Raw genomic sequence first — 16,679 nt, 5'->3', positions numbered from 1 at the left:
CCGGAGCGACGCGCCGCTGGGGATAGAATGGACCATGGATACCGGGCCGGACAGATCGCCCGGTGCGTTTTTCGGAGTCCTGCCGCATGCCCGCATCCAATTCCATCGAATTCTGGCCCAACCCCGGCACCGAGGTGCGGCAGCTGTTCGTGCTGCTGCACGGCGTGGGCGGCACGCCCGATGGCCTCGAATCGCTGGCGCTTGCGCTGCGCGTGGCGTTTCCGGGCGCGGTGGTGCGCATTCCCGAAGGCTTCGAGGCCCACGACGGCAGCGGAACGGGCCGCCAGTGGTTCTCGGTGCGGGACATCACCGAAGCAAATCGGCCCGAACGGGTGGCGCAGGCCCTGCCGGCATTGGTGGAGTACGTGCAGGCGGCGCAGTACAGCCTGCGGCTGAAGTCGGCGGACACCGCGCTGGTGGGGTTCTCGCAAGGCGCCATCATGGCGCTCGAGGCCGTGCAGGCCCATCATCGCCTGGCCGGCCGCGTGCTGGCCTTCTCGGGGCGCTATGCGACCCTGCCCGAGGCTGCACCGCCATACACCACCATCCATCTGCTGCACGGCGCCGACGACGCCGTGATGCCGGTCGCCCATGCGCAGGCCGCGCAGGGCCGCTTGGCCGAACTGCACGGCGATTCCACCATCGACGTGGCCTCGCGCGTGGGCCACGAACTGCATCCGGTGCTGGTGCAGCGGGCCATCCATCGTTTGCAAACATGCGTGCCGCTGCGCAGCTGGGCGGCGGCGATGGCGATGGATCCGGCGCCGCCCGAGGGGACGTCGCTGCATTGATCGGAAGACCGCTCTTCAGCCCTGCGTGAGGTCATGTGCCAGCCATGGATGGCGCACCATGGGTGCGATGCGCGATGTTTGCGCCACATGCGACAAATCGATCCGATTTCGCTGGCAGATGGTTGTCATTAGAGTGTTGCCGGGCATAGTCCAACACCCGGGATACATGCTTTGACGTCTTCCGCTTTCCTTCAACGGCCGCGCCGCCTGCAGTTGTCCAACGATGTCGTCTTCAAGGCACTGTTCTGCGGCCATCCGCATCTGCTATCCGACCTGATCGATGCCGTGCGTCATCCGGCCACGCCTACCTCCATCGTTCGCATCCTGAATTCCGACATCCCGCCCGAAGCGCCCCAAGGCAAGGCGATCTCGGTGGACATCCTCGCGCAGGACGCGGACGGCCGTTATTACGTACTCGAGATGCAACGGTTCGGCCAATGTCACTGGCCCGCCCGCAACATGTATTACCTGGCGCGCAATCTGGTCCGTCAATTGCGCAGGGGAAACGACTACGACAGCCTGCAGCCGGTCATCGGCATCAGCCTGCTGGGACAAAATCTGTACCCCAAATTGTCGGATCAGGCTGATTGGCGCTTCGCCATGCGAGATGGCTGCCGGCCCGCCATAGAGTTCGATGACAGGCTGCAACTGCATATCGTCGAACTCGACAAGGCTGAATCGCTACCGTCGCCTGCTCTGCGTGCGTGGGCCAGTTGCCTGCGCGATAGCAACAATGAGGCACTCATGAGCCAGATCACCCATCCGCCCGTACTCGAGGCGTTGCAACTTCTTGAAGACATGCAGGCGGACGACGTATTGGCCTATACGGCCCTGTCGCACGAAATCGCCTTGATGGACCAGCGGGTCGCATTCCGCCATGCCCGCAAAGAGGGGCGAGCAGAAGGACGAGAAGAAGGACGAGAAGAAGGGCTGGAGGAAGGCCGAGCGAAAGGTCAGGCAATGGGCCGGATCTCCTTGCTCGAACGCCAGATCGCGCATCGATTCGGTACCGTGCCGCCCGATGTCCTGGCGCGCCTGCGTGAGGCCGATGCCACCCAGGTCGAGTCCTGGGCGCTTCAGTTGCTCGATGCTCCCTCGCTCGACGCGGTCTTTCGCTGATTCTTTGTGGCTATGTCCGGGCGGCAACCGCTCCGGGTTGAACCTCAGCGGCCGGCAATCTTCGCCGTATCCTGCCAGCCTCCCCCCAACGCCAGGAACAGCGCCACCTGGTCGGTCGACAGCGCGGCGCGCGAAGCCGCCAGCGCGCTTTCCGCCCCGGCCAGCGTGCGCTCGGCATCGAGCACCGTCAGGTAATCCGTCTTGCCCGCCTGGAACAGGCGCCGCGCCTGGTCGGCCGCGGTGGCGCTCTGGTCGCGCGCGGCCTGCAGCGAGGCGTCGCGATCCAGCTGGCGCGCATAGCTCACCAGCGCGCTCTCGGTTTCGCGCAGCGCGTTCAGCACGGTGGCGTCGAACCTGGCCAGCGCGCCTCGCGTGCCGGCCTCGGCCTGCGCGATGCGCGACTGGGCCGCGCCGGTGTCGGGCACGGTCCATGAGATCAACGGCGCGATGCTCCAGCTGAAGGTGCCGCGGTCGCCGAACATCGAGGCCGGGCCCGCGGAACCGCCATTCAACCCCAGCGTGATCTTGGGATAGAGATCGGCGGTGGCCATGCCGATGCGCGCCGTGGCCGCGGCCAATGCGCGTTCCGCCTGCCGTATGTCGGGCCGCCGGCGCAGCAGCGAAGCGCCGTCGCCTACCGGTATGGCCTGCGCCAGCCGCGGCGGTTGCGCACACGTCAGCAACGACTGCGGCATCTCGCCGGGCGCATGGCCGGTCAGGGCGGCCAGCTGGTACAGCGCGGTGCGCTGGCGCGCCTGGAAGGGCGGCACCTCGGCCTGCAACTGCTCCAGCTGAGCGCGGGCGCGCGAGACGTCCAGCGCCGTGCCGCGGCCCGCGGTCTGCAGACGCCGCACGGCATCGAGGGATTGGCGCTGTACGTCCGCCGAATGCCTGGCCGATGCCAGCTGCATGCCGGCCGCGCACAGGTCGGCATAGGCGCGCGCCGTCTCGGCCACGACCGTGACGCGCGCGGCGTCGTAGGCGGCCTGTGCGGCCTGCGTGTCCGCGTCGGCGGCTTCGACCGCGCGGCGTATCTGGCCGAACAGGTCCAGTTGGTACGACACGCTGATGCCCGAGGAATAGCTCCACTGGTTGCGCGGCCTCGCATCGGGCTGCAGTTCCTGTATGCCCGACACGTGACCGTATGACGGCGAGGCATTCACGCCCACGCCGGGCCGTTGCTGCGAGCGCGCCTCGTCGGCCACGGCCCGCGTGCGTTCGAGGTTGGCGGCCGCCTGCCGCAGATCGGTGTTGGCGGCCAGGGCCTGGCCGACCAGCGCGTCCAGCCGCGGGTCCTGGTACAGGCGCCACCAGTCGCCGGGCGGTTCGTCCTGCACGAACCGTTGCGCATCGCCGGAGCCGGAGCCCGCCTGGGCGAAGGGCGCGGCGGCGGCCGGCTTGCGCACCGCGGCCTGCTCGGGCACGGCATAGTCGGGGCCCACGGCGGCGCAGCCGGCAAGCGCCAGGAGCAGGGGAACGAGAGAAAACAATCGGGTAGTCATGGCATTGGCGAAATCGTGATTCACGAGCGCGCGGGCTGCGGATGGCCGGCCGCGGCCGGTTCCGCGCCGTCTACCGACACCGTGGCCGTCTGGCCCGCCACCAGGCGCACGCCTTCGGGCACGCTGTCGATCTTCACGCGCACGGGGATGCGCTGCGCCAGGCGCACCCAGTTGAAAGTGGGATTGACGTTGGGCAGCAGATTGGCGCCGGTGCTGCGGTCGCGGTCGGCGATGCCCAGGGCGATGCTTTCGACGTGGCCGGTGATGCGGCGGTCTTCGCCCATCAGCAGCACGCTGACGGCGTCGCCTTCATGGATGCGCGGCAGCTTGGTTTCCTCGAAATAGCCCTCGACGTAGAACGAGTTCGCATCCACCAGTGCCATCACGCCGTGTCCCGCGGTGGCGTACGAGCCTGTCCGCAGATCCAGGTTGGTGATGCGGCCATCGGTGGAGGCCACCACGCGGCTGCGTTCCAGGTTCAGGCGCGCGATGTCCAGTTGCACTTCGGCCTGGGCCAGGTCGGCCGCGCTTTGCTGCAGCCGGGTCTGGCTCTGTTCCACCACTTCGGCGGCCACCAGCTGGCCCAGCGCGCGGTTGCGCTTCACGTCGCGCTGCGCCTGGGCCTGGGCCACCTTGCGGGCCTCGACCGCGGCGCGAGCCTGGTCGTACGCCAGCTGGAAGCGCGCGCGGTCGATCTCGAACAGCACGTCGCCGGCATGCACGTCCTGGTTGTCGTGCACGGGCACGGCCGTGACCAGGCCGGACACGTCCGGCGCCACCTGCACCACGTAGGCCTTGACGCGGCCATCGCGCGTCCAGGGCTCCATCTCGTAATGGACCCACAGCTGCCAGCCCGCCCAGGCGGCGGCCGCCACCACCACCGCCGTCAGAACGAAGCGGCCCAGGGCGGCGGGACGGAGCATGTCGGGAAGTTTGCGAGTCATGATGCTATCTCTGCAGAAAATAAGGAGCGGCCAGCGAGGTGCCATACAACAGCACCATGAACAGCGCCAGGTCGAACAGCGCCGGGTGCCAGACCAGGCGATAGAAGCCGGCGCGCGCCAGCACGCGCCGCAGCGCCCAGTTGGCGGCCCAGGCGATCACGCCCAGCACCAGCAGCCAGGGGAAATAGATGCCGTAGAAACTGAATTCGCCGATCATGGCGCGGACTCCGAAGCGGGGTGGCGTGCGGCGGACGCCTGGGGATACAAGGCCCGGCGGATGCCTACCAGCGCCACGGCGGCGCGGCTGCGCGCGGTCGCCGCGCCATCGGCGGCGGCCACGCCGGCCAGCGCCCGGTCGATGTGCGCCAGCAGCTCGGGCGACTGTTCCCGCCGGCCGGTGCGGCGCGCGCGGAAGAATTCCGCCAGGGCGCGCAGCACCTGCTGGATGGCCGCATCGGCCACCGGCAGCTGACGCCGCGCGTGCTGCAGTTCGACGATGTCCTTGCCCACGCGCAGGTCTTTCAGTGCGTCGGCGGCCAGCAGGTCGTCGCGCCGCGTGGCCATGGCCAGGCGCGGCTGCAGCAGCCCGATGCGGTCCAGCAGGCGCGAGGCATACGCATAGGCATCGCGGTCCGAGCGCGCCTTGGGCGAGGCGGCCAGTTCGGCCAGTTCGTCCCAGTTGGCGGCCTGGATGCGGCGCGCGCTCCAGTCGGCGCTGGCGGTGCGGAAGATCGCGGCGACGATGGCCGCGGTGGCCACGCCGAGGATCTGCCCCACCGTGGCATCCAGGAATGAAACCAGGTCGGCGGTATTGGTGTCGTGCAGCGCCAGGGTGCCGGTGACGCCGAACAGCAGCGCCATGCCCTGCAGCGTGTACTCCGGCCGCGCGATCAGCGCGCCCAGCACGAAGGCGACCGGAAACAGCGTCAGCGCCAGCATCTCGAACGAATGCACGGCCGGCAGAATGCCCAGCAGGTACAGTGCCGACAGCGGGATGGAATATACGGTGAACTTCAGGAACTGCATGATGCCGGGCACGGGGTTGTCCTGCGCGGCGAAGAAGCAGCTGAACACCACGGCCATCATCGCGGCGGTGGAACCGTTGGTCCACGCGGTGCCGATCCAGAACAGGCAGCACACGGCGATGGCGATGCCCGCCGCCAGCGCCGACCACAGCGCGATGCCGCGGTCGCGATGCAGCACGGGACCGCGCGTCAGCGGCCGCATGCGCAGCGCCGAGCGCGGCGCGCCCCGCAGGCCGTCGTGGATGTCCTCGCGCAGCAGCAGGCATTGCTCGAAGGCGTCGATCAGCTCGCCCACGCGCGTCAGCAGGCTTAGCTGCAGCAGGCCCGGCCAATCGGTGCCGTGATCCAGCGGGGGCGTAAGCGCGGCCAGCTCGCGACGCAGGCTCGCGGCCTCGGCGGTGGTGGCGTTCTTGCCCTGGCCCACCCAGGCCGAGATGCGCGCCAGCAGCTCGGCCACCGGCTGCGGCAGCGGCTGGCCGGCCTCTTGCAGGGCCTGCAGGCGGTCTTCCACGGCCGATACCGACGGCGTCAGCGCGGCCAGGCGATCCTGCATCACGCGCAGCGCGTTGGCGGTCCAGCGGATGTTGCCGGTGTCGAAGGGCACGTGCGTGGACATCAGGCGCAATTGCGTGATGTCGTTGGCCAATTGGCGGCGGTCCTGTCCCTGCCGCGCGGCATCGCCATCGAGCACCGCGCGCACCCAGTCGCGCGCGTCGCGCAGGGTGGCGTCCAGCCTGCCGATCACCGCGCGGCCGATGCCCTGCGGCAGCACCACGCTGTGGACCAGCGAGGCGCACAGGATGCCCAGCGTGATTTCCTCGACGCGGGCGAGCCCCGTGTCGAACACGGTGGACGGGGCCGTCACGCTGGGAAAGCCGATGAGCGCGGCGGTATAGCCGGCCAGCATGAACAGGTACGAGCGCGGCGTGCGGTCGAGCACCGAGATGTACAGGCAGATGCCCACCCACAGGGCCATGGCCAGCGTCATCAGCACTGGATAGTTGGCCAGGCGAGGGACGGTGTACACCACCATGGCCGAGCCGAAGAAGGTGCCGCCCAGGCGGTACAGCGCCTTGGATCGCACCGCGCCCGACCACGGTTGCGACACGACGTACGCGGTGGTGACGGACCAGAAGGGGCGCGGCAGCCCGATCGAATACGACAGGTACAGCGCCAGCATGGCCCCCGCGTAGCACTTGGCCGAGAACAGGTATTCGGCGGCGGAGGGCAGGCGCTTCATGGCTGCGCGTCCTTGCCGGCGGCGGCGTCGATGTCGTCCGGCATCGGGACGCCGCGCGCCAGGGCGGCGGTCAGCTGTTCGAACACGCGCAGGCAGGCCTCGATGTCATTGCCGTCGATGCCCTTGAACAGCTCGCGCCGGATGCGGGTCAGTACGTCTTCGAGCTTGGCGCGCAGCGCCTGGCCGGACTCGGTCAGATGCAGGGTACGGGCGCGCCGGTCGCTGGGATCTTCGCGGCGCTCGATCAGGCCGGCCGCCACCAGATGGTCGAGCAGGCGCACCAGCGACGGGCCTTCGATGCCCAGGGCGTCCGCCAGCGCACCCTGGCGCACGCCGTCGCCCAGTCGGCCGGCCAGGACGACCGGCCATGCGGTGGCCTGGGACAGGCCGTAGCTGGCAAGCACCTTGTCGGCGGCGGAGCGATAGGCGCGCGCCAGCACGGGCAGGGTGGTGGAGACGGCCAGGAGCTGGCGATCGGTGGGTCGTTTCATGGAATCGATTGTAGCCTATCTATTAGGAAGCTAACAATCGAGAATGGCTACGGCCCCGATAGCCTTGAAGGCCTGATCGATAATGCCGGCGTGTCTGGCGGCTAGGCGTCCGGCGCGTCGCAGTCCGCCCAGCAATTGGGCGTTTCGTACAGCCGCACACGCTGCAGGCGCAACGCATGGCCGTAGTGGCCGCGATAGTGCGGCGACAGGGTCTCGAATGCTATGGCCGCCAGGTTCTCGACCGTGGGAATGCGGTCGAGCACCACGGTTTTATGGCCGGGCAGGGTGTCGAGAAAGCCGCGCACGGCCGTGTCGCCCGCATACACCAGAAAGGCGTGGTCCCATACGTTGACCACGTGCGTCTGCGCGATGGATTTGATTTCGGAGAAGTCCATCAGCATGCCGTTGTCCGAAGCGCCGGGCGCCTGCACGATGTCGCCGCACAGGGTGACTTCGAGCACGTAGCGGTGCCCGTGCAGATTGCGGCACTGGCTGCGGTGATCGGGGATGCGGTGGCCCGCGTCGAATTCCAGCCTGCGGGTAACGGAGATCATCGGGCGCCTCGCGCGGGGCGGGGGTGCATCATGGAATGCCTATGTATTTGTGGGTTTGCAGGCTGAGGCGCCATTGCGGATGCTGCATGCAGTACTGCACCGCGCGTTCGGTGTGGGCGCCGCGCGCGGGGCCGTCCATGGGCTGAAGGAAGAAATGCTGGAAATCCAGGTGCGCGTAGGCCTCGGGCGGGGCATCGGCCTGGGGGTAGACCAGTTTGAGCTCGTTGCCGCGTTCAATGACCACGGGCGACTTGCCCTTGGGGCTGACGCAGATCCAGTCCACGCCCGCGGGCGGCGTCAGCGTGCCGTTGGTCTCGATGGCCACGGTGAAGCCGTGCGCGTGCACCGCCGCAAGCAGGGCGTCGTCCAGCTGCAGCAGCGGTTCGCCGCCGGTGAATACGACGTAGCGGCGCTCGGCCTGGTCGCCCCAGGTGGCGGCGATGGCATCGGCCAGTTGCGCGGCCTGCGCGAACTTGCCGCCGCCAGGGCCATCCGTGCCGATGAAGTCGGTATCGCAGAAGGTACAGGCGGCGGTGGCGCGGTCGCTTTCGCGGCCGCTCCAGAGGTTGCAGCCGGCGAACCGGCAGAACACGGCCGCGCGGCCCGCGTGGGCGCCTTCGCCCTGCAGCGTCTTGAAGAGTTCTTTGACGGCGTAAGTCATGGGGCACCGCCGGCATCGGCCGGGGCGGGAGAGGGAAATCGGGGAAGACGTCATTTTACCGGGCTTTTGCGGCCGGCCCCGTCGCGGCCGGACTTGCAGCGATGGCGGGCCGGGGTAGACTGCCCGGATGCTGCACGTCTCCGGCAATCTCTATCTCGACGAACGTGAGATCACGTTCACCATGGTGCGCGCGCAGGGCGCGGGCGGACAGAACGTCAACAAGGTGTCCAGCGCCGTGCACCTGCGCTTCGACGTGCGCGCCTCGTCGCTACCCGATCGCGTCAAGGACGCGCTGTGCGCGTTGGGCGATTACCGCATCACCAAAGAGGGCGTGGTGGTCATCAAGGCGCAGTCACACCGCAGCCAGGAGCTGAATCGCGCCGAGGCGATCGAGCGTCTGCTGGATATGGTGCGCGTTGCCGCCCGTCCGGTTGTCCTGCGCCGCGCCACACGGCCCACGCTGGCGTCGCAGCGGCGTCGCGTCGAGGGCAAGACCCAGCGAGGGGCGATCAAGCGCCTGCGGGGGCGGGTAAGCGACGGCTGATTGTCGTGGCCTCGGACTGGCGTCAACCAGGACCGGAGTGGCGGCTGGCCGGCTACGCTGGCGTGTCCTGCCCGGACTAGGCTGCCGTCCAGGCGAAGGCGAGGTCTGTCTCCCCCGTCGCCTCGCCGCGCGGATCGAAGCGGCGTTCGTGCAACTCGCCGCGGCCGTCGGCGTGCAGCGCCATGATGGTCGAAGACCGCGTGCCATAGTTCGGGCTGACGATGAACGGGCTGCTCAGCATGCGCTCGCGTTCCAGGCCTACGCCGGTGTCCGGCAGCTCGACGTCGGCGGCGGGCGCGCGGTCGGCCAGGGCGGCGTACAGGGCCGGCAGGTCCGGCTGCGCGGCCTGTGCGATCACCTGCGCGAAGGCCGCCTTGGTGCGCGCCAGCTTGGGCCACGGCGTATCCAGCAGATGATTGGACAGCGCATAGATGCCGGGCCGCAGTTCGTGCGGCGCGGCGCCACGGTTGCCGTAGTACCAGGCGCTGTCCGTATCCCCGACGATCAGGTTGAAGCCGTTGTAACGCTGGCCTTCGCGCGCCACTCGCGCCAGGTAACCCCCGGGGCGGTCGGCGCCGCGCAGATAGGCTTCGACCAGCGCGCCGCGCGAGGGCGCGTCGGCGATCAGCGACGTGGGGTCGCGAAAGTTGGTCACCACCGCATAGCGGCCGTTTTCGTTCACGCCCATCCATGTGCCGCCCGCCTGCAGGTCGCGGCCGGCATAGACGGCCGGCCCGTCGCCAGGCCAGCGCGCCGCGGCCGCGGTAGGGCGGGCATGGAACTCGTCGCGATTGGCGGCCATGAGCACGGGCAGGCCGGGAACGTGGCGCAGGGCCAGGACAGCGAGGCACATGGTCAGGAGCGGATGATGGTGGCCTGGTCGGGCCGGGCCACGCGGAAGTAGTCTTCGGTGCGCATCAGGATGGAGGCGTCCAGCCGGCCCGCGTTGAACACGATCTCGTCGTGCCGCGTGCGCAGCGTGGGGTCCACCACCAGCGCCAGTTCGGGATTGAAGGAGAAGGGCGGGATCGCCCCGATCTCGCAGCCGGTCAGTTCGCGCGCCACGTCGTGCGGCACCAGCGAGGCCTTCTTGCCGCCCACCGCCGCGGCGATCGCATCCAGGTCGGCCTGGCGATCGGCCGGAAACACCGCCAGCACGTTGCGGCGCTGGGTCGACGTGATCTTCACGCGGCATACCAGCGCCTTGGCGCCCTGGCTGACCTCGGTGCCGCGGATGGCGGCCACTTGCACCGACCGGCCCTCGGCATGGTGTTCCAGCAGCTTGTACGTAATCTGATGGTCGGACAGCAGTCGTTGCAGGCGGTCGAAGACGGTCATGGGGCGGACGGGACGGCAATTGACCGCTGCATCATACGCCGTCACGCCGCGGGATGCCCCCGAGCCGGACGCTGTAGTAGAGTGGATCTGTTCGCCGCCCGGGCGGCCAGACGCACGGAGTCCGCATGAAGATCCTGATGATCCTGACCTCGCACGACACGCTGGGCAGCACCGGCCGCAAGACCGGCTTCTGGCTCGAGGAATTCGCCGCGCCGTACTACGTGTTCGCCGATGCCGGCGCGACGGTGACGCTGGCGTCCCCGCTCGGCGGTCAGCCGCCGCTCGATCCCAAGAGCGACGAGCCGGACGCGCAGACCGACGCCACGCGACGCTTCCGCGGCGACGCGCAGGCCCAGGCGCGGCTGGCCGCCACGCTGCCTCTGGACGAGGTGCGCGCCGCCGACTACGACGCCGTGTTCTACCCCGGCGGCCACGGCCCCTTGTGGGACCTGGCCGAAGACCCGCGCTCGATCGCGCTGATCGAAGCCATGCTGGCCGCGGGCAAACCCGTTACCGCCGTCTGCCATGCGCCGGGCGTCCTGCGCCACGTCAAGGCCTCCAGCGGCGATCCCCTCGTCTCGGGACGCAAAGTCACGGGCTTCAGCAATACCGAAGAAGAAGCCGTGCAGCTGACCGACGTCGTGCCCTTCCTGGTCGAAGACGAACTGAATCGCCTGGGCGCGCGCTATGAACGCGCCGCGGACTGGCAGTCGTACGTGGTCAGCGACGGCATGCTGATCACCGGGCAGAATCCGGCTTCATCCGAGGCGGCGGCGCAGGCTTTGCTCGAATGCCTGCGGCAGCGATGAGGCGACGGATGTCGCGGCTTGGCGTGACGTGAGGGTAGCCGCGCGTGTCCGGTCATGGTGCATGCCGGGGATTCGTCCGGCTGTCACGATCCCGGGTTCTTCTGGCCGCCGCCTCCGCACCTGCGAAGTCCCGTCCTCGCGCTGGCCGCGCTGCGGGCGCGACTTCTCCGGCAAGGATGCGGCTCAGGACAACGTAATGGGACGGTCGTGCAAACCTTGCTTTGAAGCGGTCGCGATGCCAGTGCCTGCGCCTGCACCAACCTTGGAAAGCAGGCACACATCCCGTGGATCGTGACGCAGCGCCTCTCGCGCCACGATAACGAATCGAACGGACGTCCGGCATTGGGGATGTCTGAACCGTGAATAATCGGAAACTTGAGCCTGGACCAGGGCGGAGGGTTCGCGCCCGCAGCGCTTCAGCGCGAGGACGAGAATCCGCAGTCCTGGTCCAGGCGCCTCAAGAACCCGATAACCCCACAAAACAAACACCATCGAGGTCCCGCCGAGACGACCGATTCACTCCAACCGATATTGCGCCGCCAACTCCCCGAACGCAGCCACTTCCCGCTGCTGCCACGCGGCATCCAACGACAGCTCTTCACCCATTACGCGAGCCACCTCCGGCGCCGCGAGCAAAGCCGCCTCGACGTCCAGGAACAGCGCCCGGTTCCGCCGGGCAAGTACGTCTTCCACGGTGCGCGCCATCTCGTACCGCACGGCATAGCGCACGTGGGCTTCCGACAGCCCGGTGGCAGGCGCCAGCATGCGGTCCGCGCCGGGCAGCGCGCGCAGCGCCGGCAGGTCCGTTCCGTAGTAGGCGTCCGGCGTGCCCGGCGGCACTCCAGACGCCACGCCGTCGTCAGGCGCCCCGTGCAGCCGCAGCGTTTCGGTGCGGCAGTGCGCCGCCGGCAGCAGCTGGTTCGCCACCGCGGTGTTCAGCACGTCCTGCGCCATGCGGCGATAGGTGGTCCACTTGCCGCCGGTCACGGTAAGCAGCCCCGAGGGCGACAGCGCGATGGTGTGCTCGCGCGACAGGGTCTTGGTGGCGGCGTCGCCGGTGGCGCGGACCAGCGGGCGCAGGCCGGCCCATACGCTGGTGACGTCGGCGCGCGTGGGCTTGCGGCTGAGGTAGCGCGCCGCGGTCTGCAGGATGAAATCGACGTCGCGGTTCTCGGCGCGCGGCTCCAGCGGCAGGTCGTTGCGCGGCGTGTCGGTGGTGCCGACCAGAGTGTGGCCGTTCCAGGGCACCACGAACAGCACGCGGCCATCGTCGGTCTTGGGGATGAGGATGGCTTCCCTGCCGGGCAGGAAGTCGCGCGGCAGGGTCAGGTGCACGCCCTGGCTGGGCGCCACCATGCCGGTGGCCGACGCGTCGTCCAGGCGGCGCACCGCGTCGACCCACACGCCCGCGGCGTTGATCACGCAGCGCGAGCGGACCGCGAAGGACGCATCGCCCAGCGCATCCCGCAGCACCACGCCGTCGAGGCGGCCGCCCTTGCGTGTAAGGCCGCTGGCGCGTAGGTAGTTCACCGCCGTTCCGCCCAGGTCTTGCAAGGTGCGCATCAGGGCGAGCGCCAGGCGGGCATCGTCGAACTGGCCGTCGTAATACAGCACGCCGCCGCGCAGCGTGCGGCCGCCTACCATGGTCGACAGGGTGGCCGCGCGTTCCAGGGTCTCGCGTCGTGTCAGCCAGCGGCTGGGCGCCAGGTTCGACTGGCCGGCCAGCATGTCGTAGACCTTCAGGCCCGCGCCGTAGAAGGGCTGGTCGAACAGCCCGTAGGCGGGCACCACGAAGCCCAGCGGCCAGGTCAGGTGCGGCGCGTTGCGCGCCAGCAGTCCGCGTTCGTGCAGGGCCTCGCGCACCAGCGCGATGTTGCCTTGCGCCAGATATCGCACGCCGCCGTGCACCAGCTTGGTCGCACGGCTGGAGGTGCCCTTCGCGAAGTCCGCCGCCTCTATCAGCAGCGTGCGGTAGCCGCGCGCCGCCGCGTCCACCGCCGTGCCCAGCCCGGTGGCGCCGCCGCCGATCACGACGATGTCCCACTCGGTGTCGGGCAGGCTGGCCAGCAGGGCGGCACGGTCGGCGGTGGGTGCGATGGAGGCAGGCTTCATGAGGCTTCTGGGCGCCGCGCTGGCGGCCATTGGTTGCGATGGCCGCATGGCGCGCGGGGGCGGGTGCGAAGAGTCATGGGCGCGGCGGGCGAATCAGACGTCGGGCAGCACGATATCGGAGGTATGCGGCCGCACCCAGCGTGCGCACTCGCGCGTGGCGTCGATGCAGCCGCCTTCCTCGTACACGCCCTGCGGATCGCGGATGCGCAGCATGCGCGCCAGCACGCGCGCGGTTTCCTGCGGATCCGCCAGGGTGGCGGCGCTGCGCGCCTCGACCACGGACTCGTCCATGGCGAGCTTGCCGTCGGCGGTTTCGTAGGCGCCATGCCGCCAGTGGTAGATCTCGACGCACTTGGCGGTCAGCGTATAGGGCTGGTCGCGCTTCCAGAAGTTGTTGAACAGCCCGCTGCCCAGATAGAAAACCCACGAGCCTTCGTAGCCTTCGATGTTCGACGAGCGCGCATCGGGATTGCGGAACCACAGGCGGTCGCCGGGCACGTAGTAGCCGGGGGGCAGCGGCTGGTCGAGCGACCCGTACTCGCGCAGGAATACCTCGTGGAAGCGACCCGACATGATGGCGCGCGTTTCCCATTGGCGCTGCAGAGCGTCGTAGAGGCCGGGGTTGACCTGTTCGAGCTCCTGCGCGATGCCCAGCACCGTGACGTACTCGGTTGCGCGATAGCACGAGAACGCGTACAGGCGGCCCGAGTCTTCGGGCTGGGTGGCCTGCTGCAGGGCCTTGATGAAGGACTTGCCCGGCAGGATGGTGAAGCCGCGCTCGGTATCGTAGGTCCAGTAGCCGGGCGGGCGTTCGGCGGCTTCGGTGTCGAAGGCCAGCGCGGTGCGCCGCGCCGCCTGCACGATGCGGCGCCGGATGCGCACGGCCGACAGCAGCTCTTCGAAATCGGGAAACTCGAATGCCACGGGGCAGGCCAGCATGGACAACAGGATCTCGCGATCCAGGTCGGCCTCGGATTCGGTGGTGCGCAGGCCCAGCGTGTCGGCCAGGTCGATGGTGCCGCCCGCGTGCAGCGCACGTTCCCACAGCGATTCGCTGGGGGCCAGCGTAATGGTGGCGTCGCCGTCCGCGTGCCGCTGGACGATTTCGTGTTTCAGGTCCAGCGACGCGATGTAATGCCGCAGCTCCTTCAGCGAGACGGCGGCCAGGGCAGGGGTGGGGGCGGCGATGCGGATGCCGCCTTCAAACTCGGTGTTCATGGAATAGGACGTCATGGCAGTGGCGACAGGGCCGCGGCCGCCGGGCAGGCGCGTCAGCGGTCCACGGGCAGGTACAGCGTTTCCTTGATTTCTTCCATCACTACGTAGCTGCGCGATTCGGCGGAAGCCGGAAGGCGCTTCAGTATTTCGCCGAGCAGGCGGCGATACTCGTTCATCTCGGACAGGCGGGCCTTGACCAGATAATCGAAATCGCCGGATACCAGGTGGCATTCCATGACCTCGGGCACATACAGCAGCTCTTTGCGAACCTTGTCGAACACGTCGCCGGACTTGGCCGACAGCTTGATCTCGAGGAACACCAGCAAGGTCTTGCCGAGCGCGGCCGGGTTCACGCGAGCATGGTAGCCGGTAATCACGCCTTCGCGTTCGAGGCGCTTCACGCGCTCGGAGCACGGCGTGGCGGAAAGGCTGATGCGCTCGGCCAGTTCGGTGATGGCAATGCGGCCTTCGCGCTGCAGGACATCGAGGATTTTGAGGTCGACGCGATCGAGTTGGCGCATTTCACTTCCCACTAGGCGCTTATGCCGGATGTCGGCAGGTATATTCGCTACCAGATAGACTTATTTTAGTGATTTTCCATGCATATGGGCTCATAGACTACCCGAATCACTTAGACGTTCGAGTTAAAGCGGGGCATCCATGCACGTCATCGTCCTGGGCAGCGGAGTGGTCGGCACCACCACCGCCTATTATCTGGCCCGCCAGGGCGCCCGGGTCACCGTCCTGGACCGCCAGGCCGGGCCCGCGGCCGAGACCAGCTACGCCAACGCGGGGCAGGTGTCGCCCGGCTATTCCACGCCCTGGGCCGCGCCGGGCATTCCCCTGAAGGCGGTGAAGTGGCTGTTTCAGAAACACGCGCCGCTGGCCATCCGCGCCGATGGCTCGTGGTACCAGTGGCGTTGGCTGGCCGCCATGCTGGCGAACTGTTCGGCCTCGCGCTACGCGGTCAACAAGGCCCGCATGCTGCGCCTGGCCGAATACAGCCGCGATTGCCTGCGGCAATTGCGCGCCGACACCGACATCCAGTATGAACAGCGCATGCAGGGCACCCTGCAGGTGTTTCGCACCCCGGCGCAGCTGCATGCCGCGCAGCGCGACATCGAAGTGCTGGAAGAGTGCAAGGTGCCGTACGATCTGCTGGACAGCAACCGCCTGGTGACGGCCGAGCCGGCCCTGGCGCGCACGCGGCACAAGCTCACCGGCGGCCTGCGGCTGCCCAATGACGAAACCGGCGATTGCCGCCGCTTCACCCTGGCGCTGGCCGAACTGGCTCGCGCCAGCGGCGTGGAGTTCCGCTTCGGACAGTCCATCGACGGCGTCGAGCAGCGCAACGGGGAAATCACCGGCCTGCGGATGGGCGGCGAGATGCTGCGCGCCGATCACTACGTGGCAGCATTGGGCAGCTACACGCGCGACCTGATGCGACCGCTGGGCCTGGACCTGCCGGTCTATCCGCTCAAGGGCTATTCGCTGACCATTCCGCTGATCGACGAAGGCGCCGCGCCCACGTCCACCGTGCTGGACGAAACGTACAAGATCGCCATCACGCGCTTCGACAATCGCATCCGCGTGGGCGGCATGGCCGAGGTGGCTGGCTACGACCTGAGCCTGCGCGAGGCCCGCCGCCGCACGCTGGAATTCGTGGTCTCCGATCTGTACCCGGGCAGCGGGGACCTGCCGCGCGCCGAGTTCTGGACGGGGCTGCGTCCCATGACGCCCGACGGCACGCCCATCATCGGTCCCACGAGCTACCGGAACCTGTTCCTGAACACCGGCCACGGCACGCTGGGCTGGACCATGGCCTGCGGGTCCGCGAAGGTGGTGGCCGATCTCATCACCGGATCCCGGCCGGAGATACGGGCGGACGATCTGGCGTTGTCCCGATATCGCCGCGGGGCGGCGCCGGTGCGGCGTACGCTGGTTCCCGCGGGCTGAGCTTCGTTCCGTCATCGGGATGGGTTTGCGGTGTAGGTCGCGGGGTTGCGGTGGCAGGTTTGCGGTTTTCGGCGCAGGTTTGCGTTCTTAAGTCGCCGCAGCCATCCCTGCGAAGGCTCGTCCTCGCGCTACTGCGCTGCGGGCGCGCCTTCTCCGGGATGTCTGCGGCTACCACCAACGAAATGCGTCGAAGCCACACGCCGAAGCGGGGTTGACAGCATGGCGCAGCAACGGGCTCCACATCGTGGCGCTGAAGCGGTCGGGCTCCAACCGCATGTTGCAGTGGGCGGCAGGAATGCATCCGCATCGAGATCGATGCGTGATGCTGACCCGGGATTGGAGACGATGTCAGCCGGGGACATGGCGGAGGACTCG

At 68.6% G+C, this 16,679-nt stretch carries 17 protein-coding genes; 5 read left to right on the top strand and 12 right to left on the bottom strand.

Features of this window, described 5'->3' with window-relative positions; genetic code table 11:
• Positions 1 to 86 precede the first annotated feature (86 nt).
• Positions 87 to 791 carry an esterase gene (gene ypfH, locus CAL15_RS14300; protein WP_086079213.1) on the top strand — a complete coding sequence of 235 codons (705 nt, stop codon included), beginning with the start codon at positions 87 to 89 and terminating at the stop codon, positions 789 to 791.
• Positions 792 to 962: 171 nt separating this feature from the next.
• Positions 963 to 1,910: an Rpn family recombination-promoting nuclease/putative transposase gene (locus CAL15_RS14295; protein ID WP_157666663.1), complete on the top strand. Its 948-nt coding sequence runs from the start codon at positions 963 to 965 to the stop codon at positions 1,908 to 1,910.
• A gap of 44 nt (positions 1,911 to 1,954) precedes the next feature.
• On the opposite strand, the gene CAL15_RS14290 is transcribed toward CAL15_RS14295, so the two are convergent.
• The 7 genes from CAL15_RS14290 to queE all read right to left on the bottom strand — a co-directional run bounded on the left by CAL15_RS14290 (position 1,955) and on the right by queE (position 8,327).
• Positions 1,955 to 3,412, bottom strand: a complete 1,458-nt coding sequence (locus CAL15_RS14290; protein ID WP_086081100.1) for an efflux transporter outer membrane subunit — start codon at positions 3,410 to 3,412, stop codon at positions 1,955 to 1,957.
• A gap of 20 nt (positions 3,413 to 3,432) precedes the next feature.
• Positions 3,433 to 4,356, bottom strand: a complete 924-nt coding sequence (locus CAL15_RS14285) for an efflux RND transporter periplasmic adaptor subunit (protein WP_198299056.1) — start codon at positions 4,354 to 4,356, stop codon at positions 3,433 to 3,435.
• Between the two features lie 4 nt (positions 4,357 to 4,360).
• Complete coding sequence (locus CAL15_RS14280) at positions 4,361 to 4,573, bottom strand: DUF1656 domain-containing protein (protein WP_086079210.1); 213 nt, start codon at positions 4,571 to 4,573, stop codon at positions 4,361 to 4,363.
• Positions 4,570 to 6,621 carry an FUSC family protein gene (locus CAL15_RS14275; protein WP_086079209.1) on the bottom strand — a complete coding sequence of 684 codons (2,052 nt, stop codon included), beginning with the start codon at positions 6,619 to 6,621 and terminating at the stop codon, positions 4,570 to 4,572. The genes CAL15_RS14280 and CAL15_RS14275 overlap by 4 nt, the downstream gene beginning before the upstream one ends.
• Positions 6,618 to 7,112, bottom strand: a complete 495-nt coding sequence (locus tag CAL15_RS14270) for a MarR family winged helix-turn-helix transcriptional regulator (protein WP_086079208.1) — start codon at positions 7,110 to 7,112, stop codon at positions 6,618 to 6,620. The genes CAL15_RS14275 and CAL15_RS14270 overlap by 4 nt, the downstream gene beginning before the upstream one ends.
• Positions 7,113 to 7,213: 101 nt before the next feature.
• On the bottom strand, positions 7,214 to 7,666 hold the full coding sequence (gene queD / locus CAL15_RS14265) for a 6-carboxytetrahydropterin synthase QueD (protein WP_086079207.1): 453 nt from the start codon (positions 7,664 to 7,666) through the stop codon (positions 7,214 to 7,216).
• Positions 7,667 to 7,694: 28 nt separating this feature from the next.
• Positions 7,695 to 8,327, bottom strand: a complete 633-nt coding sequence (gene queE, locus CAL15_RS14260; protein WP_086079206.1) for a 7-carboxy-7-deazaguanine synthase — start codon at positions 8,325 to 8,327, stop codon at positions 7,695 to 7,697.
• 127 nt (positions 8,328 to 8,454) lie between these two features.
• On the opposite strand from queE, the gene arfB reads away from it, so the two are divergent.
• Complete coding sequence (gene arfB, locus CAL15_RS14255; protein WP_086079205.1) at positions 8,455 to 8,871, top strand: alternative ribosome rescue aminoacyl-tRNA hydrolase ArfB; 417 nt, start codon at positions 8,455 to 8,457, stop codon at positions 8,869 to 8,871.
• Positions 8,872 to 8,947: 76 nt separating this feature from the next.
• On the opposite strand, the gene CAL15_RS14250 is transcribed toward arfB, so the two are convergent.
• Together CAL15_RS14250 and CAL15_RS14245 are read right to left on the bottom strand one after the other, a co-directional pair.
• Entirely contained in the window at positions 8,948 to 9,724 is a 777-nt protein-coding gene (locus tag CAL15_RS14250) for an NRDE family protein (protein WP_086079204.1), read from the bottom strand.
• 2 nt (positions 9,725 to 9,726) lie between these two features.
• Positions 9,727 to 10,209, bottom strand: a complete 483-nt coding sequence (locus CAL15_RS14245) for a YbaK/prolyl-tRNA synthetase associated domain-containing protein (protein WP_086079203.1) — start codon at positions 10,207 to 10,209, stop codon at positions 9,727 to 9,729.
• A 125-nt stretch (positions 10,210 to 10,334) separates the two neighbouring features.
• Between CAL15_RS14245 and CAL15_RS14240 the strand changes: the two genes are divergently transcribed.
• Positions 10,335 to 11,018, top strand: coding sequence for a type 1 glutamine amidotransferase domain-containing protein (locus tag CAL15_RS14240; protein ID WP_086079202.1), 684 nt, complete (start codon positions 10,335 to 10,337; stop codon positions 11,016 to 11,018).
• Between the two features lie 516 nt (positions 11,019 to 11,534).
• On the opposite strand, the gene CAL15_RS14235 is transcribed toward CAL15_RS14240, so the two are convergent.
• The 3 genes from CAL15_RS14235 to CAL15_RS14225 all read right to left on the bottom strand — a co-directional run bounded on the left by CAL15_RS14235 (position 11,535) and on the right by CAL15_RS14225 (position 14,869).
• Positions 11,535 to 13,130: a glycerol-3-phosphate dehydrogenase/oxidase gene (locus CAL15_RS14235; RefSeq protein ID WP_086081099.1), complete on the bottom strand. Its 1,596-nt coding sequence runs from the start codon at positions 13,128 to 13,130 to the stop codon at positions 11,535 to 11,537.
• Between the two features lie 93 nt (positions 13,131 to 13,223).
• Entirely contained in the window at positions 13,224 to 14,348 is a 1,125-nt protein-coding gene (locus CAL15_RS14230; protein WP_232467974.1) for a hypothetical protein, read from the bottom strand.
• Between the two features lie 53 nt (positions 14,349 to 14,401).
• Positions 14,402 to 14,869, bottom strand: coding sequence for an Lrp/AsnC ligand binding domain-containing protein (locus CAL15_RS14225; RefSeq protein ID WP_086079200.1), 468 nt, complete (start codon positions 14,867 to 14,869; stop codon positions 14,402 to 14,404).
• Positions 14,870 to 15,008: 139 nt separating this feature from the next.
• Between CAL15_RS14225 and CAL15_RS14220 the strand changes: the two genes are divergently transcribed.
• Positions 15,009 to 16,304 carry a D-amino acid dehydrogenase gene (locus CAL15_RS14220; protein ID WP_086079199.1) on the top strand — a complete coding sequence of 432 codons (1,296 nt, stop codon included), beginning with the start codon at positions 15,009 to 15,011 and terminating at the stop codon, positions 16,302 to 16,304.
• Positions 16,305 to 16,679 lie beyond the last annotated feature (375 nt).

The organism is Bordetella genomosp. 13 (assembly GCF_002119665.1).
In the GTDB taxonomy this organism is placed as follows: domain Bacteria; phylum Pseudomonadota; class Gammaproteobacteria; order Burkholderiales; family Burkholderiaceae_B; genus Bordetella.
The sequence above is the reverse complement of the archived record's forward strand: the minus strand, read 5'-3'. Positions and strand labels throughout refer to the sequence as shown.